The organism is Rhizomicrobium electricum (assembly GCF_011762045.1).
In the GTDB taxonomy this organism is placed as follows: Bacteria; Pseudomonadota; Alphaproteobacteria; order Micropepsales; family Micropepsaceae; genus Rhizomicrobium; species Rhizomicrobium electricum.
In genome coordinates this window covers 35824-58725 of the sequence record NZ_JAASQS010000002.1, presented here as the reverse complement: position 1 = coordinate 58725, position 22902 = coordinate 35824, and the positions used below count along the sequence as shown (strand labels likewise).

Annotated in this window: 21 protein-coding genes; 17 read left to right on the top strand and 4 right to left on the bottom strand. The window is 62.7% G+C overall.

Annotation, left to right across the window (positions count from 1 at the left end; genetic code table 11):
• The first annotated feature begins 371 nt into the window (after positions 1 to 371).
• From FHS84_RS03090 to FHS84_RS03060, 7 genes are all read left to right on the top strand, one after another.
• Positions 372 to 920: a hypothetical protein gene (locus FHS84_RS03090; RefSeq protein WP_166930285.1), complete on the top strand. Its 549-nt coding sequence runs from the start codon at positions 372 to 374 to the stop codon at positions 918 to 920.
• Between the two features lie 162 nt (positions 921 to 1082).
• Entirely contained in the window at positions 1083 to 1508 is a 426-nt protein-coding gene (locus FHS84_RS03085) for a hypothetical protein (RefSeq protein ID WP_166930283.1), read from the top strand.
• A gap of 168 nt (positions 1509 to 1676) precedes the next feature.
• Positions 1677 to 2165, top strand: a complete 489-nt coding sequence (locus tag FHS84_RS03080; RefSeq protein ID WP_208393671.1) for a deaminase — start codon at positions 1677 to 1679, stop codon at positions 2163 to 2165.
• Positions 2166 to 2463: 298 nt separating this feature from the next.
• Positions 2464 to 2910 carry a tellurite resistance TerB family protein gene (locus tag FHS84_RS03075; RefSeq protein WP_166930281.1) on the top strand — a complete coding sequence of 149 codons (447 nt, stop codon included), beginning with the start codon at positions 2464 to 2466 and terminating at the stop codon, positions 2908 to 2910.
• A 127-nt stretch (positions 2911 to 3037) separates the two neighbouring features.
• Positions 3038 to 3235, top strand: a complete 198-nt coding sequence (locus FHS84_RS03070; RefSeq protein ID WP_166930279.1) for a toxin-antitoxin system, antitoxin component, Xre family protein — start codon at positions 3038 to 3040, stop codon at positions 3233 to 3235.
• Complete coding sequence (locus FHS84_RS03065; protein WP_166930277.1) at positions 3225 to 3560, top strand: type II toxin-antitoxin system PemK/MazF family toxin; 336 nt, start codon at positions 3225 to 3227, stop codon at positions 3558 to 3560. Before FHS84_RS03070 ends, FHS84_RS03065 begins: the two co-directional genes overlap by 11 nt.
• Before the next feature lie 40 nt (positions 3561 to 3600).
• A complete protein-coding gene (locus FHS84_RS03060; protein ID WP_166930275.1) occupies positions 3601 to 4335 on the top strand; it encodes an AbiV family abortive infection protein in 735 nt (244 codons plus the stop codon).
• 162 nt (positions 4336 to 4497) lie between these two features.
• Here the strand turns inward: FHS84_RS03060 and sdhA are convergent, their stop codons facing one another.
• Genes sdhA through sdhC form a run of 3 tightly spaced genes read right to left on the bottom strand, consistent with a single transcriptional unit; the run spans position 4498 to position 7068 of the window.
• Positions 4498 to 6285 carry a succinate dehydrogenase flavoprotein subunit gene (gene sdhA / locus FHS84_RS03055; RefSeq protein ID WP_166930273.1) on the bottom strand — a complete coding sequence of 596 codons (1788 nt, stop codon included), beginning with the start codon at positions 6283 to 6285 and terminating at the stop codon, positions 4498 to 4500.
• Position 6286: 1 nt separating this feature from the next.
• Positions 6287 to 6664, bottom strand: a complete 378-nt coding sequence (gene sdhD / locus FHS84_RS03050; RefSeq protein WP_166930271.1) for a succinate dehydrogenase, hydrophobic membrane anchor protein — start codon at positions 6662 to 6664, stop codon at positions 6287 to 6289.
• Entirely contained in the window at positions 6661 to 7068 is a 408-nt protein-coding gene (gene sdhC, locus FHS84_RS03045; RefSeq protein ID WP_166930269.1) for a succinate dehydrogenase, cytochrome b556 subunit, read from the bottom strand. Before sdhC ends, sdhD begins: the two co-directional genes overlap by 4 nt.
• A gap of 189 nt (positions 7069 to 7257) precedes the next feature.
• Here sdhC and FHS84_RS03040 point away from each other — a divergent pair, with 189 nt between their 5' ends.
• The 5 genes from FHS84_RS03040 to FHS84_RS03020 all read left to right on the top strand — a co-directional run bounded on the left by FHS84_RS03040 (position 7258) and on the right by FHS84_RS03020 (position 16022).
• Positions 7258 to 8700 (top strand): hypothetical protein, encoded by a 1443-nt coding sequence (locus tag FHS84_RS03040; protein ID WP_166930267.1) that lies wholly within the window; start codon positions 7258 to 7260, stop codon positions 8698 to 8700.
• A gap of 69 nt (positions 8701 to 8769) precedes the next feature.
• On the top strand, positions 8770 to 10299 hold the full coding sequence (locus tag FHS84_RS03035; protein ID WP_166930265.1) for an alpha/beta fold hydrolase: 1530 nt from the start codon (positions 8770 to 8772) through the stop codon (positions 10297 to 10299).
• 335 nt (positions 10300 to 10634) lie between these two features.
• Complete coding sequence (gene rpe, locus FHS84_RS03030) at positions 10635 to 11291, top strand: ribulose-phosphate 3-epimerase (protein WP_166930263.1); 657 nt, start codon at positions 10635 to 10637, stop codon at positions 11289 to 11291.
• A gap of 4 nt (positions 11292 to 11295) precedes the next feature.
• Positions 11296 to 13005, top strand: coding sequence for a heparinase II/III domain-containing protein (locus FHS84_RS22175; RefSeq protein ID WP_166930261.1), 1710 nt, complete (start codon positions 11296 to 11298; stop codon positions 13003 to 13005).
• A 32-nt stretch (positions 13006 to 13037) separates the two neighbouring features.
• Positions 13038 to 16022, top strand: coding sequence for a P-loop NTPase fold protein (locus tag FHS84_RS03020; protein ID WP_166930259.1), 2985 nt, complete (start codon positions 13038 to 13040; stop codon positions 16020 to 16022).
• Between the two features lie 3 nt (positions 16023 to 16025).
• On the opposite strand, the gene FHS84_RS03015 is transcribed toward FHS84_RS03020, so the two are convergent.
• A complete protein-coding gene (locus FHS84_RS03015) occupies positions 16026 to 17228 on the bottom strand; it encodes an NnrS family protein (protein WP_166930257.1) in 1203 nt (400 codons plus the stop codon).
• A 205-nt stretch (positions 17229 to 17433) separates the two neighbouring features.
• Here FHS84_RS03015 and creD point away from each other — a divergent pair, with 205 nt between their 5' ends.
• The 5 genes from creD (at position 17434) to FHS84_RS02990 (ending at position 22883) form a co-directional block, all read left to right on the top strand.
• Positions 17434 to 18813: a cell envelope integrity protein CreD gene (gene creD / locus FHS84_RS03010; RefSeq protein WP_166930255.1), complete on the top strand. Its 1380-nt coding sequence runs from the start codon at positions 17434 to 17436 to the stop codon at positions 18811 to 18813.
• A gap of 139 nt (positions 18814 to 18952) precedes the next feature.
• Positions 18953 to 19789: a TolB family protein gene (locus tag FHS84_RS03005; protein WP_166930253.1), complete on the top strand. Its 837-nt coding sequence runs from the start codon at positions 18953 to 18955 to the stop codon at positions 19787 to 19789.
• Between the two features lie 81 nt (positions 19790 to 19870).
• Complete coding sequence (locus tag FHS84_RS21725) at positions 19871 to 20518, top strand: HAD-IA family hydrolase (RefSeq protein WP_166930251.1); 648 nt, start codon at positions 19871 to 19873, stop codon at positions 20516 to 20518.
• A gap of 146 nt (positions 20519 to 20664) precedes the next feature.
• On the top strand, positions 20665 to 21696 hold the full coding sequence (gene tdh / locus FHS84_RS02995) for an L-threonine 3-dehydrogenase (protein WP_166930249.1): 1032 nt from the start codon (positions 20665 to 20667) through the stop codon (positions 21694 to 21696).
• Positions 21693 to 22883 carry a glycine C-acetyltransferase gene (locus FHS84_RS02990; protein WP_166930247.1) on the top strand — a complete coding sequence of 397 codons (1191 nt, stop codon included), beginning with the start codon at positions 21693 to 21695 and terminating at the stop codon, positions 22881 to 22883. The genes tdh and FHS84_RS02990 overlap by 4 nt, the downstream gene beginning before the upstream one ends.
• The last annotated feature ends 19 nt before the right edge of the window (positions 22884 to 22902 follow it).

Here is a 22902-nt window from a genome sequence, read left to right as displayed (position 1 = left end):
CGGATCCTCCTGGCTGGTTTGTGTGTGGCTACCCTTATGCAGATGGGGCCGATCGCGCGAATTTCAACCGCCCGCGCAGCAATCATCCGCCTGCGGAACAGCGACATTTCGTCCAGCAAAATCGGCCCGAAACGGCACATTCGCGCTAAGCTGGAATGTGCGATGCGATACAGCCGAATGGGTGTTTGCGGGCTACGGGTAGGAATGGATACACGCGGAGATGCGAGGCTCGGAGTAAGGGCTGTCATTTCCGGCTGATCCGGCATGAATGTAAGTAATCACGACAAAGTGTCTCGCAGGTCGGAGAAGGGCGTGGCGTGATTGGGCGGCTGTCCGTACCATGGATGCCCATAGTCGGTGCGAGGGTTGCAATGAGACGTTCGCTTGCTGCTGGTTTGGTTGCCTCGGTCTGGTTCGGTCTGTTCGCTTGCGGCGCGCCGGCCCAAACGCTGCGCGACGGCGCGCACGATTTCGATTGGGGGATCGGCACCTGGAAAACGCATCTGAAGGTGCTGCGGCAGACGGCGAGCGGGCCGTCCTGGGTAGTTTACGACGGAACGTCGGTGGTACGGCCGATCTGGAACGGGCGCGCCAATATGGTCGAGCTGATCGCCGATGGTCCCGGCGGTCCCATCGAAGCAATCAATTTGCGCCTCTATAATCCGCAGGCGCACCAATGGAGCCTCAACTTCGCCAGCGTCAAAGGCGGCGTGATGAGCGTGCCCTCGATCGGCGCTTTCGAGAACGGACGCGGCGAATTCTACGACACCGAACCGATCAACGGCCGCAATGTGCTGGTGCGCGGCGTGTGGTCCGACATCAAGAAGGACAGCGCCCATTTCGAGCAGGCGATCTCGGCCGATGGCGGCAAGACCTGGCAGGTCAACTGGGTCGCCGACGATACGCGGGTGGCGCCGTAACGCGCCGCCTATCCACCGAATTTCCGGATTGAGTATCAGTTGCGGCGAGCCCCGTCGCGGCATTTGATTTCCCACGGCTGAGACTGCGCGGTAGGTTCTCTCGTCTGGGTTCCGCCCGGCAAAGCAGTGGCTCTTTGCCCGCGGCGCCAGGGGAGGATCGTCATGGATCACACGTTCGTCTGCACGAAGATGAAGACGCTTTGGGTCTTTGTTGCTGCGATTGCCGTGTTTGCGACGGCGGGCGAGGCACAGCCTGCTCGCGGTCTTGTCTCCTCGCCTTACACTTCGGTGGTGAATTGCCCCGATGCCGCGACCCTGGTCATCGACATCACGCCGGCCACATTACCGGCCGGATGGACGTCCGGGCACGCACAACTCCAGCTCCGGTCGGTCGAAGCGGCGCCTTCGCAATGGCCGGCCGGCAAACAGGCGCTGGTTTGCCACTACAAAGCCAAGGACTGCACCGGCTGCACCGGCGGCGCCGATACGCTGCTGCTGAAGCGCATCGTGGAGCCGGGGTCCTGCATGAATTCCATTCCCGGCCAGCCGAAGACGTTCTTCCTCTGCAAGCCCGGCGCGGTCAACTAGTCCGGGTTTGCGCGTGAGGCGGTGAGGACCTCGCCGCCGGTCCGCGGCCGACACGATTGCAGGCGAACGACGTGGCGGCGCCATCGCGACGGCGACGGGGCCGGCATGGCGAATCTGCGGCAAAACTGTATAGTGCCGGGGTGACATTCATCCAGCGGCGAGGCCGATGTGAGCGAGCGATGGGACCAGCATTTCCTGGCGTTGGCGGTGCAGGTGGCGCGGATGTCGAAGGACCCGTCCACCAAAGTGGGCGCGGTGATCGTCGGGCCTGAGCGGGAAGTGCTGTCGACCGGGTTCAACGGCCTGCCGCGCGGCATCGCCGACACCGAGACCCGTCTGAGCGACCGCGAGACCAAACTGAAGCTGGTGGTGCATGCGGAGATGAACGCCATCCTCAACGCCGCCCGCAACGGCATCCGGCTCAAGGGCTCGACGCTCTATCTCGCGGCGACGGACATATCGGGCGCCGAGTGGGGCGGGCCGCCGTGCACGCGTTGCTGCGTCGAGAGCATCCAGGCGGGGATCGTGGAGATCGTCTCGCGCCCGGAAAAAGCCGTGCCGACCAAATGGTCCGACGACCTGAAACTGGCCCGCGCACTCCTCGCCGAAGCGCGGATCAACTATCGCGAGATCGCCGCGCCGGGGGAGAAGGGGTAGCGGGGTCGAAGATTACCGCGGCTTGGCGATGCGCACTTTGACGACCGGCGGCGGAGGCGGTTCTTTCGCCCGCTGGGCCTGCGCGGCTTCGGTTAACTGTTGCCGCTTTTTGACGGCGGCTGGGGACATGTCCGGAAGCTTCGGCATCGGTGACGTCTCTGGGTTCGAGCTTTCCATAGAACTTTAATGGGGCCAGACCAAGGCCGCATTTTTGCCCCGACCCGACGAATTCGACGTGTTCCCGCGGCCCCTTTCCCTACGTCCTCGGTGCGCTATGCTGGCCGGGAAAGGGAGTACCATGTTCTTCGACCAGCTTATGAGCCTGTTTAAGTGCCCCCAACCGGAGGCCAACCCCTCGGGCGACCTGCGGATCGCCGTGGCGATCCTGTTGCTGGAAGCCGCGCACCGGGACGAGCATTTCGATCCTGACGAACGCGCCACCATCGAACGGCTGCTGACCGAGCGGTTCTCGCTTTCGCAAGACGAATGCGCGCGGCTGATGGAGGCGAGCGAAGCGGCCAGTGCGCGCAACGTTCAGCTCTATCCGTATACGCAGGCGGTGTTTCAGCACATGGCGCCGGAGGAACGCGTCGGGTTCGTCGAGATGCTGTGGGAGGTGGCCTATGCCGACGGCGTGCTCGACCCCGAGGAGGACGCACTCATCCGCAAACTCGGCGGCCTGATCTACGTGACCGACCGGGAACGGATGCTGGCGAAGAAGCGAGTGCTGGAGAAGAAGGGGTAAGGTTCTTATGTCGATCTTGAAGTGAAGGTCGGACGACTAGGCGCCTCGCCCAAGCTTTTTGCCTGGAATAGCGCCGCTTTGCCAAAACGGCGTTTCGCGGTAAAATTGCACATTCGAGGTGCATGCGATGTCCGACCCGAAAACGTTGATCGACAAGATCAAGGCTCTGCCACCCGATCATCTTCCTGAGGTGGAAGAGTTCGTGGACTTGGTGGCGGCGCGCGCCCAGAACCGGGCCGTCGTGCGTGCGGCTGCGGCCGCGAGTAGCCCGGCGTTCGAGAAGGTGTGGAACAACCCGGACGACGACGCCTACGATGAGCTTTGACTTCGGCGACATCGTGCTGGTGCCGTTTCCCTTCACCAGTCAAACCGCCTCAAAGAAGCGCCCCGCCGTCGTCGTTTCCAATCGCACCTACAACGACAGCAAACCCGATATCGTGGTGATGGCCGTCACCAGCCAACTTCGTCCTGCACCGATCCTGGGTGAGGTGTGGCTGCAGGATTGGCAAGGTGCGGGGCTATTGAAACCATCTGCCATCAAGCCGGTATTCGCCACACTGGAGCAGGGGCTGGTGATACGGAAATTAGGTGGGCTTGGTGCCGCGGATACCGAGGCGTTGAAGCGGGCGATTGGTGTGGTGTTGGGGTAATGGGCTCATAATCAGTCTAGGATGTGAAGGGGGGCAGATATTGAGATCGGGAAGAGCACCAACGCAGTTCGCAGCACCACGTAAGCAGGATGTTAATGCTTCTATTGAGGAATGCATAAACAATGCAAAGCGTTTGGTCGATGACGCGGAATATCTCGAATTTCAGGATAGCGGTGCAACTCGGTTAGCTCTTTCGTTTCTTGCCCAAGAGGAGTGTTCAAAGGCATTTCTTCTCTACATGATACGTGAGGAGATGATCCCTTGGGATGCTGACGTTCTTCGGATAATTCGAAACCACTCCTGTAAGCATTTGATCGCGCTTGTGATCGATTATGTAGAACCTGAGTGGGAAGATATTGAAGAGATCAAAGCTATTATTGATGCAGAATACGAATTAGGCGGTAGGTTCCCGAAGAAAATAAGCAGTGCACTGAATATTCTATATTTTGAGAAAATCGAAAACGGAAACTTTCTTGATGATTCAGATTATGACCGTGATGTCGAAGATATTGCCAAGGGAAAGATTGATTGCATTAAGCAGAATGCGATTTATGTTGATATCGACAAGAGCTGTCGTGCGAAAAACCTGCCGCGGGTAATTCTGCAAGAGGATGCAGAGCGGGAGCAGCGAAAGGCAGAGCACTATATATCGGCTGTTCGTCGATTGGTTGGCCCCAATGCCTACGAAGGAGTGCAGCTGTCCAAGTTGCGTAAGGCGGTGAAGGCAGTCTATTGGCAGAGGTACAAGCGACAGATGGGAAATCCACCCGAGTAATACTTTTGCTGTATCGTTGCAGTTTACGAGTATTGAGGGATCGCGACTTACCCCTCACCCGGTTTGCCTAAGCACTTACTTCGCGAAGAGCTGCTAAGTGCAAGGCAAACCGCGCCGACTACGCTGGCGCTATCGGCCCCTCAACGGGCGAGGGACGTAACTTCAATACACTCTCTTCTTCGGCGGGATGTATTCGACGTCGTTGGACAGCGTGTAGGAGTGCACCGGGCGGTAGTCGAGCCGCACGTCGCCGGTTTCGTTGTTGAGCCAGCTCAGCGTGTGCTTCATCCAGTTTTTGTCGTCGCGTTCCGGATAGTCCTCGCGGGCGTGGGCGCCGCGGCTTTCGGTGCGGTTGAGGGCGCTGTTGATCGTGACCGCCGCCTGGGCGATCAGGTTCTCGTATTCCAGCGTTTCGACCAGATCGGTGTTCCAGATCAGGGTGCGATCGGAGACTTTCAACTCGTCGCGGCGGCCGTAGATTTCGGCGATGCGCTTCTGGCCTTGCGCCAGCACTTCGCCGGTGCGGAACACGGCGGCGTCTTCCTGCATGGCGCGCTGCATGGCAAGGCGCATCTCGGCCGTCGGCGTCGTACCGTTGGCATTGCGCAGGCGGTCGAGGCGGGCGAGGGCTTGTTCGCCGGCGCCTTTCGGCAGGTCGGCGTGCTTCTTGTTCTCGCCGATCACCTTGGCGGCCTGGGCGCCCGCGGCCTTGCCGAACACGACGAGATCGATCAGCGAGTTCGAGCCCAGACGGTTTGCTCCGTGTACGGAGACGCAGGCGGCTTCGCCCACCGCCATCAGGCCGGGGATCACCGCATCGGGATTGCCCTCGTGCAGGGTGACGGCTTCGCCCATGTAGTTGGTCGGAATGCCGCCCATGTTGTAGTGGACGGTCGGCAGCACCGGGATCGGGTCCTTGGTGACGTCGACGCCGGCAAAGATGCGCGCGCTCTCGGCGATGCCGGGCAGGCGCTCGTGGATGATCTTGGGATCGAGATGCGACAAATGCAGGTTGGCATGGTCGCTCAACGAACCGACGCCGCGGCCTTCGCGGATTTCCACCGTGATGGCGCGGCTGACCACGTCGCGGGACGCCAGGTCCTTCGCGTTCGGGGCATAGCGCTCCATGAAGCGCTCGCCTTCGCTGTTGGTGAGATAGCCGCCTTCGCCGCGCACGCCCTCGGTGATGAGGACGCCGACGCCGTAGACGCCGGTGGGATGGAACTGCACGAATTCCATGTCCTGCAGCGGCAGGCCGGCGCGCAGCACCATGGCATTGCCGTCGCCCGTCTGGGTGTGGCCGCCGGTGCAGGTGAAATAGATGCGGCCGTAGCCGCCGGTCGCCAGAATGACCTTGTGGGCGCGGAAGCGGTGAATGGTGCCGTCGTCGAGCTTCCAGGCCATCAGCCCGCGCACGCCCTCGTCATCGGTGATGAGATCGAGGGCGAAGTATTCGACGAAGAAGTTCACCTCGTGCTTGACGCACTGGCCGTACAGCGTGTGCAGCATGGCGTGACCGGTGCGGTCCGCCGCGGCGCAGGTACGCTGGGCGATGCCCTTGCCGAAATGGCTGGTCATGCCGCCGAACGCGCGCTGATAGATCTTGCCTTCCTCGGTGCGCGAGAACGGCACGCCGAAATGCTCCAGCTCGTAGACGGCTTCCGGCGCGTTGCGGCAGAGGTATTCGATGGCGTCCTGGTCGCCGAGCCAGTCGGAACCCTTCACCGTGTCGTACATGTGCCAGCGCCAGTCGTCCTCGCCCATATTGCCGAGCGCGGCGGCGACACCGCCCTGGGCGGCGACCGTATGGCTGCGGGTGGGGAAGACTTTGGTCACGCACGCGGTCTTGAGGCCGAGGCGGGCGCATTCGAGCGTGGCGCGCAAGCCGGCACCGCCGGCGCCGACGACGACGACATCGAACGTATGATCGGTAATCGGATAAGCGGTCATGTCAGGTCCCGACAATGCGCAGCAGCGCGAAAATCGTGGCGGCGGCAAGCGCCAGGGCAAAGGTGTAGTTCACCAGCATCAGGAAAAAACGTAACCCCTGATGCGGCACGTAATCGAGGATCACTTCCTGCAGGCCCAGCACCATGTGGTAGAGGGCGATCAGCACGAACGCGGCCATCAGCACGGCGTTGACGGGATTGAACAGGAAATTGAGCACCGCCGCGATCGGCGCGCCGATGAGGCCAATGATCGAAATCGCGAACCAGACCGTCAGCGGAATGAGCGCCACGGCGGTGACGCGCTGCTTCCAGAAATGGCCGACGCCGGAATGAGCGGAGCCCATGCCCTGGGCTTTGTGCAGAGGCGTTTCCAGGCTCATTGGTAGTAGCCTCCGTATCCTGCGTAAGCGATGGCAAAGACGCCGATCGCGATCAGCACCGACAGCACGATCACCGCGATGCCGCTGATGTCGGCGGTGCGGACCTGATAGCCGTAGCCGAGGTCCCAAGCGAGATGCCGGATGCCGTTCACCGCGTGATAGGCCAGCGCCCAGGTGAAGCCGAACAGGCAGATCTGGCCGATGGTGGTTTCGGCGAGGTCGATGAAGAAGTTATACGCCTCGGGCCCGCTGGAGGCGGCGATCAGCCACCACACCAGTACGACGAGCCCGCCCGCCAGTCCGACGCCGGTGACGCGATGGACGATCGAGGTCGCCATGGTGACCGGCCAGCGGAAGATGGTGAGGAAGGGCGACAGCGGGCGCGGCTTCAGATGTTCCGCCATTCAAGTCCTCGATGCAAAGAGGGGCAAAGACGGCCGGAGCATAGATTCTAAGCGTTCTAAGTCAACCTTTGGGTGACCCTTGGCAGCATCGGAAAGCGACCATTTCGCGATTTGCGCGCCGGGAGGTTACGCGGCATTGTCCGAACGTCCCGCGGGCGGCATAACGCTGCCGCGTGGTGCGAGGAATTCATGAGCGAATCGGCGATGCGGCTGCGTCCGGCAGTTTGGCCAGTCCATTTCCACGTCCCGGCGGCGCACGTCTCCAGCCTGTGGGCCGAACTGGCGGCGATCGTGCTCCTGGCGCCGCTATTCCTCTATGCGGCGTGGTGGAACGGTTTCCCGTTCATGTTCTTCGACTCGGGCGCCTATGTGCTGGAGGGCTTCCGCCGCTTCTTCGTGCCCGAACGCTCGCCGGTCTATTCGCTGTTCCTCGATTACGCCCACGGCCGCCAGAGCCTGTGGTTCGTCGCCTGGGCGCAGTCGGCGATGACCGCCTTCGTGATCGTCGAGTTCGCTCGGGCCCTGTGGCCGCGGACGAGCCTGTGGATGCTGCTGCGCGTCGGCGCGGCGCTATCGGTCTTGACCAGCGTCGCGTGGTTTGCCGGACAAATCGAGCCGGACTGCTTCACGGCGGTCTTCATCCTCGCCTTCTATCCGCTCGCCTTCAAGCTGAAGCAGGTCGGGGTCGTGCGGTCGATCCTGCTGGTTGCAGTGGCGGGGCTGGCCATCGCCTGCCATCCCTCGCATCTCGGCACGGCGGCAGGACTGGTGCTGTGCCTGGCGCTGGTCTGGATCCCGACTTTCGTCTGGCGCCAGCGCAAATTCCCGCGTCCCAACGTGTTCGTGCCGCTGCTGTGCTTCCTGACCGGGCTGGGGCTGGTGCTGGGCGCCAATTACTCGCTGGTGCGCAAGGTCCCCGAGATCAAGGAAAAGGTCTTCGTCAGCCGCTCCGGCCCGTTCTTTCTTACGGCCCGCCTGATGGGGGACGGCGTCGTGAAGAAGACGCTGTACGACCTCTGCCCGAGCCGGCCGACCATGGTGCTGTGCCCCTACAAGGACCACCTGTCCCGGACGGCCGACAATTTCCTGTGGGGGCCGGAAAGCCCGTTCAACAAGATCGGCCGCTTCTACGGGCCGAAGGACGAATACGAGCTGATCGTCCGCCACAGCCTGACCCATTATCCGCTGCAGAGCCTTCTGCCGGGCCTGTGGGGCTCGGTACGCCAGTACTTCATGGTCCGCACCGGCGACGGGGTCGAGCCGCAGGTCTGGGTCTTGCGCGACCTGTTCTACGGTTTCATGCCCAAACAGCGGCTGGCTTACATGGACGCCCATCAGCAGAGGGGCAAAATCCACTTCGGCGCGGTGAATGTGGTCCACGTTCCGCTGGCGTTCCTGGCGCAAGCCTGGCTCGGCTGGGTGCTGTGGAAGGCGCTGAAGCGGCGGCGCTGGAACCTTGCCACGCTGCCGGCCTTCGTGTTCGTGGCGCTGCTCGGCAATGCCATGGTCTGCGGCCTGTTTTCGGGGCCGCACGACCGCTATCAGTCGCGGGTGGCGTGGGTGCCGGTGCTGGTCGTCTTGCTGACGGCCCGTTCCAGCGTCGAGCGCGCGCTCAGGAGCCCCGTGTCTTAGGCGGCTATTTTTCAGGCTTTGGCGTCCCACTTGCGGATTACCTACGCGTTATCCAGAGGCAGGGTACCGATGATGTTTCTTGCTAGGCGGCTCCTAATCGTTCTGTGCGTCCTTACCATCGGTTTGCAGACCCCTGCCTTTGCCGGACCGCCGCAAATCGTCGGCGCGGACGACCTCAATATCTACGGCACCAAAGTTCGGTTTGCGCGAGACTGCCGCGTTCCGGGTAACGCTGTCGTGTGGGTAGCACCTCCGGCACAGGCGGGCGAAGATTGGTCGGCCGCTACGGGTGTATCTGTTCCCGTGGCGTTGAAGGCCGGTGAGCGCCTGAACGGCTACTTCTGGGCGCGTGCCGAGCAACCGCTGAAGGTGACGGTAACGATCCATGGCGCCGCGCCGGACTACAAAAATCTGGCTATCGGCACGGTCGAACTCACCACAGAATGGCAGCGTTTTGCCATTGATGGCGTGGCGGGGGCGGACCTTCCGGCGGGGTCGCAATTCCTGTCTATCGGGTTGGGACGTGTGCAACGGAATGTCGTTCTCGGCCCGGTGATGTTTACCACTGACCAACTCGACAATCTGCGCATCACGAGGGCCTTTGCGGCTTTCCAACCGCGATCCGTCACGGAGGATGTGCAAATTGCTTCGGTTCCGGGTGTGACCCTGGCCGGCAGGCTGCGCGTACCGGCCACACATGGTGGGGGGCCGTTCCCGGCCGTCCTTCTACTGTCCGGCAGTGGCCCCAGCCAACGCGGCGGTTTCAACCTGCTGGAGGAGCGGCTGCTGCGCGACGGCATTGCCGTTCTGACTTATGATAAACGAGGCATCGGGCAATCGACCGGGCAATTCGTCGACACGCTCGAAAACATGGAGACGGATGCGGCTGCTGCCGTGTTGTTCCTGCGGAGCCGGCCCGATATCGATGGGGCGCGCATCGCCATTGCCGGCCACAGCCAAGGCGGGGCGGTGGGACCGGCCGTTGCCGCTCGCGATCCGGCGATTGCAGCCGTCGTGATGTTTGCCGGGCCTGCAGCGCCACCAGAGCCTCCCGGACCGGGCCACGAAATAAACTTTGTGATTCTGAGAGACATACTCATCAAAGGCGGTGCAGCTCCGGCGGCCGTTGCGCGGGTGACCGCGACCGCCGAGACGCTGTTCGAGGCTGAAATCCGCGAGGCATCATCCAAGGAAATCGGGCCGCTGCGGGAAAAGGTGATCCAAGCCCTCATGGCGTGCCACTTCAGCAGCGAACAGGCCGAGGCCGCTTTGACGACCTTGCGTTCCGTCGTACTCGAAGCGTTCAACGCCCATTTCGATCGAACGCTTGCCAAGCTGCGCATGCCGGTTCTGGCTCTTTATGGTTCGCGCGACGAGATCGTCCCGTCGGCCGACCACATGCCGGCCGCGAAGAAGGCGCTTGCCTCCAATCCCGATGCACAAGTGATCGAGATCGCAGATATGAACCACTCGTTTCATAACGTGCGGAACGCCAGCGCTCAGGAACAGGCCAATCCTGGGCCGGTGGCTGCGCCGGAAGTGATTACCTTGGCCGGGGACTGGCTCAATGCGCATTTGCACGCGGCGGGCCACCGATGATCCTTCGCTGCCCGCTAAACCGGTCCGGCATCCCAGCGGCGCGGACAACTGCATCGGCGCGTGAAACTTGAATGGATTCAAGGCTGCAGATTCGGGATGCAGATTTGAGTCGCGAAGATCCGACAGGAGCGGGAGGACGGCGGGCGCCATTTCCGCCGCGGCAAACCGATCAGCGGCGGCCTCAAGCAACACCGAGCATGATCAATCCCCCACGGGCTGCGACCGACATCACGAGGCCTTGGGGCTTGCCCGTGCTGATTGTCCTGTTGACGATCCGCCAAACGGTCGAACGCGCCTTGCGACAACCCGTCGAATCCGGCACTTAATGCGGGATTATGGGTAACATTCGCATTTCACCGTCCATTCTGTCCGCCGATTTCGCCCGTCTGGGGGCGGAGATCGAGGCTTTGGACAAGGCTGGCGCCGACCTGATCCATGTCGACGTGATGGACGGCCACTACGTGCCCAACATCACCATCGGCCCGCCGATCGTGAAGGCGCTCCGGCCGCACACCAAGAAGCCGTTCGACGTCCACCTGATGATCGCGCCGGTCGATCCCTTCCTGGACGCCTTCGCCGAGGCGGGGGCCGACGGCATCACCGTCCATCCGGAAGCCGGTCCGCACATCCACCGCACCCTGCAGCGCATCCGCGACCTCAAGAAGAAGCCGGGCATCGTGCTTAATCCGGGCACCCCGATCGACCATATCGACCCGGTGCTCGATCTGGTGGACCTGGTACTCATCATGACCGTCAATCCGGGTTTCGGCGGCCAGAGTTTCATCACCAGCCAGCTCAAGAAGATCGAAGCGGCGGCGGAACGCATCGCCAAGACCGGACGGTCCATCGCGCTCGAAGTCGACGGCGGCATCAACAAGACGACGGCCAAGCAGGTAATCTCGGCCGGCGCCGATACGATCGTTGCGGGAACGGCCGTGTTCCGCGGCGGTCCGCAGTGCTACGCGGCCAATATCGCGGCTTTGCGAGGGTAGAGGTGTGGCTGCGCGCCCCAACCGACCGACGCTCGATCTTCTGCCCGAGGCCCTGAAGGTCGCGCTGTGGCGCGTTGCCGATCGCGGCCGCGGCTGGGTCCGCAGCACTTGGCTCTATCGCCGGTTCCTGAGCGGTCCGCTGCCCGATCATGTCGTCTACTGTCCCGTCGACACCATGCCGCGACGGCTGGACGACGCCGAGGCGCTGCTGCGCGGCAAATTCCGCTTCCAGGGCGAGACCGTCGACGCGGGCGACCGCTCGATTTTCGACCGGTCGGCGCCTTCGGAGGAATGGCTTCAGGCGCTGCACGGTTTCGCCTGGATGGCGCCGCTGGCGGCCGCGAACGGCGAGGCGGCGCGCACGCTGGCGACCAATCTCGTGACGCAATGGCTGAAGCGCTACGGCAAATACAGCGAACCGGCATGGCAGCCGCACATCATCGCCCGCCGCATGGTGGCGATCTTCGCGCACGGCCGCTTCATCCTGACCAACTGCGATATGCTGTGGCGCTCCAGGGTTTACGTCTCGCTGCGCGAGCAGTCGCGGATGCTGGCGCGCATCGTCGGCGAAGCGCCGGAAGGCTTGCCGCGGATCGAAGCCGCCGCCGGGCTGGCACTGTCGGGCATCTGCCTCGACGACAGTCCGAAGCGGATGGAGATGGGGCTCGCCCGCCTGGAAGACGAGCTGACGCGCCAGATCCTGCCCGACGGCGGCCATCTCAGCCGGTCGCCGGAAGTGCTGGTGCAGATCTACCGCTATGTCGTGATGGTGATGGAAGTGCTCGCCGCCACCGGCCAGCAAGTGCCGCACGGCATCCGCACCGCGCACGACCGCATGGCGCCGATGCTGCGCTTCTTCCGCCACGGCGACGGCGCACTGGCGCTGTTCAACGGCGGCGGCGAATCCAGCGCGCGGATGGTGCATGCGCTCCTGCAGCGCGACGACGTCAAAGGCCAGCCGTTCGGCTATGCCCGCCATTCCGGCTATCACCGCATGCACGCCAGCCGGACGCTGGTGCTGTTCGATTGCGGTGCGCCGCCGCCCGGCGGGTTCTCCACCAATGCCCACGCCGGATGCCTGTCGTTCGAGTTGAGCGCGGGCACCCATCGCGTGATCGTCAATTGCGGCACCGCCACGCTCGCCGGACACCGGCAGTGGCAGGACGCCTTGCGCGCCACCGCGGCGCACTCGACCGTGACTCTCGCCGACACCTCGAGCGCCATCATCGTGCGCGAAGGCTGGATCAAGCGGATGCTGGGGCCGCGCATCATCCACGGGCCCGAAAGCATCGAGACGCGGCGGATCGAGACCGAGAAGGGCAACATCGTGGTGGCGAGCCACGACGGCTATGTCGCGACCTTCGGCGTCCGCCACGAGCGCGAGCTGACGCTGTCGCCGCACGGTCTTGCGCTTACCGGCACCGACCGCCTGATGCCGCGCCAGGACCGCAAACAGGCGCTGCCGTTTGCGGTGCGCTTCCACATCCATCCCGACGTGCGGCTCAGCCGCGCCGAAAGCGGCTACATCCTGTTGAAGCTGCCGAACGGCGAGGGTTGGCGCTTCCGCGCCACGGCGCCGGTCGAAGTGGAGGAAAGCGTCTACGTCGGCGGCGCCGCCATCCGCCGCGCCGAACAACTCGTCATCACCGGACAGGTGAAGAACGAGCCGGTCGAAATCGGCTGGATCATCGAACAGATCGGCGCGGGAACGTAGGCAGCGCTGAGTGCTGCGATGGAGGTGTGGTCGTGGCGGAACGAGATCGCGAATCCCGCATTTTCCGAGAATCGGTGGAAGAGATTTTCACTAATGCGGACTCAAGCGATTACGCTCTTCAGGCCGTGTTGGATGAGCTTCCATACTACTCCGCACGACACTCTTTTGGCGGCGTTTCAGGTTTTCCCCAATTTTCGATCGATTTCGATGCTTTGGTTTTCAGCATACTGGGCGTCGGCCAGCGTGGTCGTGAATTCGACAGCGCGCATTGGTTCTATGCGTATTTAGGGGGGAGCTTCAGCTGGAGGAAGTTGGATGCTGCAATCTCGTCGCGGCGTCAGCGGCTTGAATTGCCCGATCAAACGCGCCCAGAGATCAGCATTGCACCGATATTGTCGGACCTCGCTGCTGAGGCGTTATTGATTGCACAGAGAACGCAATCGAATACGTCATCAAGCTTTCAGCTCCACCATTTATTGGTGAGTATTTTGAATAGCCGCTCTTCACTCATTAGCTTGTTAGCAGTTTTCGATAGACCTTCTGGTGTTCTACAGAAGGCGGTTGATCGAGCAAGGAAAGAACTTCTCGGTTGGGGTTTTGAGAATCTGCCCGCCGCGAATATGAACGCCTGGGCCGAGGTTCTAGGCAACAAAGATACTGAAAGCGACACCAACGCTGTTGCTTCGCCGCCAAGTCCCTCAGCAGTGCTGCACGTCACGTCTGAGGACCAAATTCCCGACTTCTCCCCCGATCGTCCCGGCATTGATGCAGGTGACAGTCTTGGCATCGATCCCGACGTGCAGGCGTTTGCCAGGCTGATCTGCCTGAAGGATGTGAAGCCGCCGCTGTCGATCGGCTTATTCGGTGGCTGGGGCGCGGGCAAGTCGACCTTTATGGAACGGCTGGAAAGGGCCATCATCGCGATCACGGATGCAGAGGCACAGCGGCGCGAGAACATCAAAGCGGGACGCGCCCAACCGCAGCCGCCGGAGGCGCCGGGGTTTCTCGCGCGTGTTGCCCATATCCGCTTCAACGCGTGGCAGTATTCCGACGCCAACCTGTGGGCCAGCCTGACCACCGAATTCTTCGACCAGTTGCGTGCGGGCGGCCACGACCGGCAGGGCAATGTCGTGCACGAACGCCTCGTGCAGCGCGTCAAAAACTACGTACGCGCGCTGTCCGACGACGCGGTGGAGGCCCAACAGGCCCTCACCGACAGCCGGCGGGCCCTGAAAGAGGCGCGCGCGGAGCGCGACTTGGCACGGTCAAAGGTGCGGGACGCGCAAAACGATGTGCTCACCGAGGACGCCGTCAGAAAGATTGCCGAAGTATACGACGCGAACAAGAGCGCGCTGTCTCGGTTGGGCATTGCAGTGCCGCCAGGAGATGCCGAGAAGGCCGTCGAGCGTTTCACGGAACTGGCTAAGCAGGTTCGGGAGTGGCCGGGCCAAGCGAAGGCCGTTCTGAGTGCGGCTTGGCACTACAAGTGGAAGTGGCCGGTCCTTGGCGCCGTAGCCGTGTTCGCCACGTCGGTTGGTATTGTCTTATGGAATCCGGGACTGATGCCGAGGATCGTTGGCGGGATGACGGCGGTTCTCAGTTTCGGTGGCATCGTTGCCGAGCGCTTGCGAGAGCCATTCCGTATCGTGACGAAAATTGCGCGCGATACGGCGGCGCTCGGCGGCAAACTGAAAGCCGTTAAAGACGACGCGGAAAAGCAACTGCTCGCCAAACAGGTCATCGTACAGGATAAGCGCGCCGAATTGGAACGGCGAAAGGAGAAAGCAGAAGAAGCTGGCAATGCGCTGGCGACCTATTCTGGCGCACAGGGGCAGTCGCCGTCGCGATTGCTGCATTATCTGCTCAATGACAATCCCGAAACCAAGGAAATTGAAGGCCAGATTGGCCTCATCAGCCGGGCGCGGCGGCTGTTCCATGCGGTCGACAAGATCGCTGTCGAAGAACGCCAGAAAGACAATCCCGACGAGGACGTGCCCGAGCGCATCGTGCTCTACATCGACGATCTCGACCGTTGCAGCCACGATCAGGTTTATGCGGTGCTGCAAGCGGTGCATCTGCTGCTGGCGTTTGAATTGTTCGTGGTGGTGGTGGGCGTTGATGTCGCCTGGGTCGAGGAGGCGATCACGCGCCAGCTTCGCGACGGGCCGCAAACCCAAAGTGATGACGAGAACAAGCGCCGCAAGCGCGCCATCGATTACCTGCAGAAAATTTTCCAGATCCCGTTCTGGCTCAAGCCGTTGTCGACCGACGGCAACGATGGCGGAAGCTATGGCCGCTTCGTCGGCGCGCTGGCGGGGTCTATCGCCGCTGTGGACACGACGCCTGAAATCGTGGTGACGGGGGAGGAGGCCAAGGACATCGCCGGAGTAGACAGCGAACTTGTCCTCGAACCGGAGCCGGACACTGAGGAAGCGGCGGGCGACGGGGATATTCCGGACGGGAACGCGGAGACGATCGAAGAAGCCCGAACCTTGGCGACCATGCGGCTTGATCCGCGCGAGGTCGATTTCCTCAAATCTCCGGCGATCGGCGCCATCGCGGCGCATGATCCGCGCGGCGTCAAGCGGATGATTAACACCTACCGTCTCGCACGCGCCCGCATGAGCCGCGGCGAACTCGACAAGCTACTGAATGCCGACGATCCGACGTATCCGATCTTGGCACTGTTTGCGGCTATTGAAACCGGACAACCCATTGAAGAAATCGTGGATGTGATCGATCGTGATCTGCGAACCAAAAATTTCGGTGCAGAAGACGTTGGTGAAATCATCAAAGCGCGGGTAACTGAACAAGATAGAGAATGGCGGAGTGTAATTGAGAAAAATGCCCCAGCGGCAATAGTGATGGAAGCTTCTAAGCTGCACGAGTGTTGGGTCGCGGTGGAAAAGGCATTTGCTTACGCGCGTACCATGCGGAAGACACATGACGTATTTGTCGCCGACTGTCGCCCGATCGCCCGGCTTGTCCGCCGTTATTCCTTCAGCCGGAAGCAGTGACGCCTACACCGGTTTCGTATCTCCGCTCGCTCGCGGGCGGGAGAGGACGCGGCCATAGGCGATGGCGAAGATGAGGAACGCCACGCTCCACAGGCAGCCGGCGATGTGGAGGAGGGCGATCATCGCCGCGCCGCCGAATACCGACACGAGGCGCAGCAGCGCCGCCAGCGACACCAGGATGAAGATCGCCACCGTCCAGCGTCCGGCGATCAAAGGGCGGCCGGTGTGGCCGAGGCTGGCGCGGGTCATCACCGCCAGGGTCATGGTGCCGATGGCGCCCACCGTCAGGGCGTGCAGCGCCGTCGTCGTCGGCATGAAATCGAACACGATGTCGAGGCCGAGCAGCAGCAGCCCGGCCGCCAGCCAGCCGTAGCCGACATGCAGGATCAAGAGCAGCGGTTCGCGCAGGGTCGCGCCGCCGCGCCAGCGCGACAGCCGCCATCCGGCAGCGGTGCCGCCGACGATCAGGCCCCATCCGGTGATCGCCGCATCGGGCAAGATCATCCAGAGGATCACGCTAGCCGCAGTGATCGCGAGTGCAATCGTATCGCGCCGTTCGGCCGGTGCGGGGACGGGAACTTCGGGGCGGAACTTCACCAGCCAATTGCGCGTGAAGCTGGGAACGATGCGGCCGCCGACCAGCGCGATCAGCGCCAGCAAGGTGGCGATACCGACGCGGTTTCCGGCCAGCGCCGTTTCGGTCACGCCCAGGGTTTCGAGATGGACCAGCAGATTGCCGATCACGAGCACGCTCAGCGCCACCAGCATCGGCAGATTGCGCCAGTTCTTGCCGGCTATGATTTCGCGCGCCACGACGGCGAGGAATGCAACCGGGAACGCCAGATCGATCCCGGCCGCGGCCGGTTCGCCGATCACGCCGGAAATCAGCACCGTTATGCGTCCCGCCAGCCAGAGCAGCACCAGAAGGACGAGCGGTCCGCCCTGTAGCGGCATCCGGCCGGTCCAGTTGGGAATGGACGTGAGGAGAAAGCCCGCCACTACGGCGGCGCCGTAGCCGTAAATCAGTTCGTGCGGATGCCAGATGATGGCCGGCATCGCGGTCGGCGGCATCAGCCCGCTCGTATAGGCCACCAGCCACACCGGCACGGCGATGGCGGCCCAGATGGCGGCGGCGAGAAAGAACGGCCGGAAACCGGCGGAGAACAGGATCGGGCCGGAGGTGGCCTTGTAGCGCGGAATCGCCATGGGGATCGCTTTCGAGAGCGGGCAGGACTGAGTCCAAAGAAGTAAAACAGATACCACAATAAAACAACCAGCCAGCGGGGATGCCGCGGGCACTCCTAGGGCGGCGCGCGAACCGGCTTGCGGCGGCCCGCCCAAGGTGTATACTTTGTGTTACAAAGTAATTGGTATTGCATAGTCCTGTTTTGCCCACATGCGGAGGGAAGCAATGGCAATCGGTGACGGGCTTACATCGGGTGCGCGCGGGCGCTCGCCCGGCTTGAAGATACTGGTGATCGTGGGATTGACGCTGCTGATGGCGGTGCCGCTGTTCCTGATCCAAATGGCGCTAGTCGACCGGCAGAAGACGGCGGAAGGCGCGGCAACCGATATCGCGCAGGGCTATGGCGGACCGCAGACGGTGGCGGGACCGGTGCTGCTGGTGCCGTACCGGCTGAAGCACATCGAATTCGTCGACGGCAAAACCGTCGAGACGGCGCAGGATTTCGTCGGCGCGCTGTTGCCCGACGATCTCAAACTGGCGGTCAAAGCGGACACCGAAACACGGTATCGCGGCATCTTTCCGGTGCCGGTCTATCGCGCCGCGGTGGACATGACGGCGCGTTTCGACAAGGCCGCCATCGCCGCCGCATTCCCGCAAGGCGCCGAAATCGATTGGAAGAGCGTGACCGTCACGGTGCTGGTGACCGACGCCCGCGGTCTGGCGGACAATGTCACGCTGGCCGTCAACGGTCGTGTGGTGCCGTTCGAGCCGGGGGCGGGAATTTCGACCCCCGCCACGACCTACAACGGCAACCCGTCGCCGCTTTCCGGCATGCAGGCGCGGCTCGATCTGACCGAGGCAACCGACCTCAAGCTGGCGACCAAGTTCGTGCTGCGCGGCACGCGCGAGTTTTCGCTGGCGCCGCTCGGCCGCCGTACGGTGGCGAACGTGCAATCCGCCTGGGCCTCGCCGAGCTTCTTCGGCGCCTTCCTGCCGAGCGAGCGGCGCGTCGGCAAGGACGGATTCACCGCGTCGTGGACGGTGCCGTATCTGGCGCGCGGTTTCGGCCAGTCTTTTGCCAAATCCGAAGACGCAGTCGGCGCGATCATACCCCAGGCGTTCGGCGCGCGTTTCTATCAGCCGGTCGATCATTACCAGCTCGTCCAGCGGGCCTTGAAATACGCCATCCTGTTTGTGGCGCTCGGCTTCCTGACATTTTTCGTCGCCGAAACCGTATCGCGGCGGCGCATCCACGTGGTGCAGTACGCCATGGTCGGTGCGGCGCAGGTGCTGTTCTATCTGCTCTTGCTGTCGATCGCCGAGCATATGGGCTTCGCCATCAGCTATGTCATCGCCGCGGGCGCGACGGTGCTGTTGACCGGGCTTTATGCGGTCAGTGCCTTACAAAGTTGGTGGCGCGCCTTGGTGACCGCAATCGTGCTCGGCGCGCTTTATGGGATGCTGTATCTGATCCTCAATTCCGAGGACAACGCGCTGCTGACGGGCTCGTGCGTGCTGTTCGCAGCGCTGGCGGGCACGATGTACTTCACCCGCAAGATCGACTGGTACCATGTCGCCGATATCGGCGGCGGCAGTCCGTCGTAATCCGGGTTTGGATGGAGGGGGAGGACGGCTTCCCCTCCGTTTTTTGTGATCCCCGCTGCTCCCCTGACCATGTTTCCGCGGTTGGCCGAGCATGCTATGGCACCTCAGGAACTCGCATCGGTCGCGCCAAGGGGGGCAAATGCGCATCGCAGTTTCGGCAGTCCTCGCATTTTATCTGGCCGCCGCCGCGGTTGCCGGCGAACGCATTGCGACGCCGTTTTCCGGACCGGCAGACGACGTTCGTTTGGCGTTATCGCCGGACGGACAATGGGCGCTGTGGGGCGTCGGCCGCTCCGACAGGCCGTCCGATATCGTCTTCAGCAGGAAGACGCCGTCCGGCTGGAGCGCGCCGGCGCCGGTGCCATTCAATTCGCCCAGGAACGATTTCGATCCGGCGTTCAGCGCCGACGGTCACACGGTCTATTTCTTTTCCGATCGCGACGGCGGATACGGCAAGAGCGACCTCTACGAGATTGCCTTCGATCCCGTTTCGGGAAAATGGGGCGAGGCCGCGAACCTGGGCGCCAACGTCAATTCCAGCGGCGACGAATGGGCGCCGAGCGTGACCAAGAACGGCAACGTGCTGCTGTTTTCGTCGGATGGACACGGCGGCTATGGCAAGCACGATCTGTTCCTGTCGCGCAAGGCAAACGGTGTCTGGGGCGTGCCGGAAAATCTCGGGCCGGGCATCAATTCCGCCGACGAGGAGTTCGATGCCGCGTTTACTCCGGACGAACGCACGATCGTTTTTGCCAAAGGCACGTTCGGCGCCGTCACGAAGGTGCGGCTGCACCGCGGCGAACGGGCGGGAGCGCGCTGGCAGGACAAGGGCGAACTCTCGGCCGAGATCAATTGCGGCCGCCACTTGAATTTCGGTCCGTCGTTTCCCGCGTCGGAGCCGGGGACGTTCTACTGGTCGGGCGATTGCGGGGATGGCCGCGGCGATCACGACATCTGGCACATCACTTGGCCGTGATTGCGTGCTCTTCTGACCGCATTCCCCGCGCGGCGCACACGTGCTAAGGCACCCCCAGAACGTTGTCGGAAGAGGCAAACGGTGACACTCAACACGCGCATGCCCGTGATCAAGGGCGTTGTGTTCGATCTCGGCGGCGTGGTCATCGACTGGAACCCGATGTACCTCTATCGCAAGGTGTTCGACGGCGACGAAACCAAGGCCGCCAACTTCCTCGCCACCATCTGCACGCTCGAATGGAATGCCCGTCAGGATGCCGGCCGCGACCTGATCGCGGCGACCGCCGAGCGCGTGGCGCAATTCCCGGAATGGGAGCGCGAAATCCGCGCCTATTACGGCCGCTGGATCGAGATGGTCGGCGACGCCATTCCCGGCACGCCGGAGCTGATGGCCGAACTCAAGGCGGCGGGCCTGCATCTCTTCGCGCTGTCGAACTGGAACAGCGAGACGTTTTCCCGCGTGCGCTACACCTTCAAGCCGTTTCGGATGTTCGAGCACATCGTTCTGTCGGGCGATTACGGCTGCATCAAGCCGGATCGCAAACTGTTTGAAATTGCACTCAAATGCTACGAGATGGAGCCGGAAAATCTGGTCTTCGTCGACGACAGCCCGGCCAATGTCGAAGGCGCCGCCAAGGTCGGCTTGCCGGCGCTGCACTTCACCGGCGCGGAAAAGCTCCGCCGCGACCTGATCCAACTCGGCGTGCCGCTGGCGCCCGCCGGAGCATGAACCGGAAACCCTGACGGCGTTTCACGACAAGATCGTGCCTGCGGGCGCCCATGCGCCGGGGTGGTTGCTGCCATCCGCAACGTATTGTTGCGCCGGATCAAATGCGGCGTTACCGATTCAAGCCGCAATTTGCCTGGGACCATTCCATGAAAGCGCTTGTGAAGACGAAAGCCGAAGAAGGCATCTGGCTCCAGGACGTGCCGGAGCCCGAATACGGCATCGACGACGTGCTGATTAAGGTCCTGAAAACCGGGATTTGCGGCACCGACGTCCATATCTACAACTGGGACGCTTGGTCCCAGAAAACCGTCAAGCCCGGCACCACCATCGGCCACGAGTTCGTCGGCCGCATCGCCGCCGTCGGTTCCAACGTCCACGGCCACAAGGTCGGGGAGTTGGTCAGCGCCGAAGGCCACATCATCTGCGGCCATTGCCGTAACTGCCAGGCGGGCCGGCGGCACCTCTGCGCCAATACCCTCGGCGTCGGCGTCAACCGCAACGGCGCCTTTGCGGAGTACGTCGCGGTACCCGCACTGAACCTCTGGCATTGCAGCGAGAAGGTGCCGGAAGAAATTTATGCCATCTACGATCCGCTGGGGAACGCGGCCCATACCGCGCTGGCGTTCGATCTGGTCGGCGAGGATGTCCTCATCACCGGCGCGGGTCCGATCGGCATCGCCGCGGTGCCGATGGCGGTGAAGGCGGGCGCGCGTTATGTCGTCGTCACCGACGTCAACGATTACCGGCTGGGATTGGCCAAGAAGCTGGGCGCGACGGCGGTCGTCAATGTTGCCAATCAAGACCTGAAGTCGGTGATGCGCGATCTCGGCATGCAGGAAGGCTTCGACGTCGGTCTCGAGATGAGCGGCAATCCCGCGGGCTTCCGCAAGATGCTGGAAACCATGGCCAACGGCGGCAAGATCGCCATGCTCGGCATCCAGCCCGGCGACACCGGCATCGATTGGAACACGGTCGTGTTCAAGGGCCTCACCATCCGCGGCATCTACGGGCGCATGTTCGGCGAAACCTGGTACAAGCTCACCAGCATGATCCAATCGGGCATGGACATCACGCCCGTCATCACCCATCGCTATTCCTACAAGGATTTCCAGGAGGGCTTCGACGTGATGCGCTCTGGGCGTTCCGGCAAGGTCGTGCTGGATTGGAGTGAACTATGACCCAACCGTTGGATGAATCGCTGCATACCGATCTTCAGGCGATGGCCAAGGCGGGAACGCTGAAGACCTTCCGCCATATCACCGGACCGATGGATACCGAAGTCGGCATGGCCGAGAAGTCCGGCCGCATCTTAGTGCTGTCCTCCAACAATTATCTTGGGTTGGCCGATCATCCCGAAGTGATCGCGGCCGGCAAGGCGGCGCTCGACAAGTATGGCGCCGGCACCGCGTCGGTGCGGTTCATCTGCGGCACGTTCGAAATCCACAAGGAGATCGAGCAGACGCTGGCGCGGCTGTCGCGCACGCATGCGGCGCTGACCTACGTGTCGTGCTGGGCGGCGAATACCGGGCTCATTCCGGCGGTGGCGGGCGAGGGCGACGCCATCGTCTCCGACGCGCTGAACCATGCCTCGCTGATCGACGGCTGCCGCGCCGCCAAAGCCAAGCGTCTGGTCTATCGCCATTCGGATATCGACGATCTGCGCGAAAAGCTGGCCGACGTGCGCGACGCGCGGCGCATCTTCATCGTCACCGACGGCGTGTTCTCGATGGAAGGCGATATCGCCAAGCTGCCCGACATCGTGACCCTGGCCAAGCGCTACAACGCCGCCATCATTCTCGACGACAGCCACGGCGTCGGCGTGATGGGCAAGCACGGCCGCGGCACGGCGGAGCATTGGGGCGTAGAAGGCGAGATCGCCATCGTCACCGGTACGCTCGGCAAGGCGCTCGGCGGCGCCGCGGGCGGCTATGTCGCCGGATCGGAAACGCTGATCGAATATCTGAGCCAGGTTTCGCGGCCGCAATTGTTCTCCAACGCGCTGCCGGCCACGATTGCGGCCAGTGCCAAGAAGGCGATCGAAATCCTCGAACGCGAACCCGAGCGGGTGACACGGCTGCACGCGCTCGCCAAGATGATGCGCGAGGGACTGAAGAAACTCGGCTTCAAGCCGCTCGAAGGCGCCAGCGCCATCGTGCCGATCATCGTCGGCGATACGGCATTCGCCATCAAGATGAGCCAGGAACTGCTGGGCGAGGGCATCTTCATCACCGGCTTCGGCTATCCCGTGGTCCCCGAAGGCACCGCCCGCCTGCGCATCCAAATGTGCGCGTCGTTGACCGACGAACAGGTGGCGTTCGCGCTGGAGAAATTCGAGGTAGTGGGGAAGCGGTTGGGAGTGATTTAGGGGCTGCGACAACATTGCA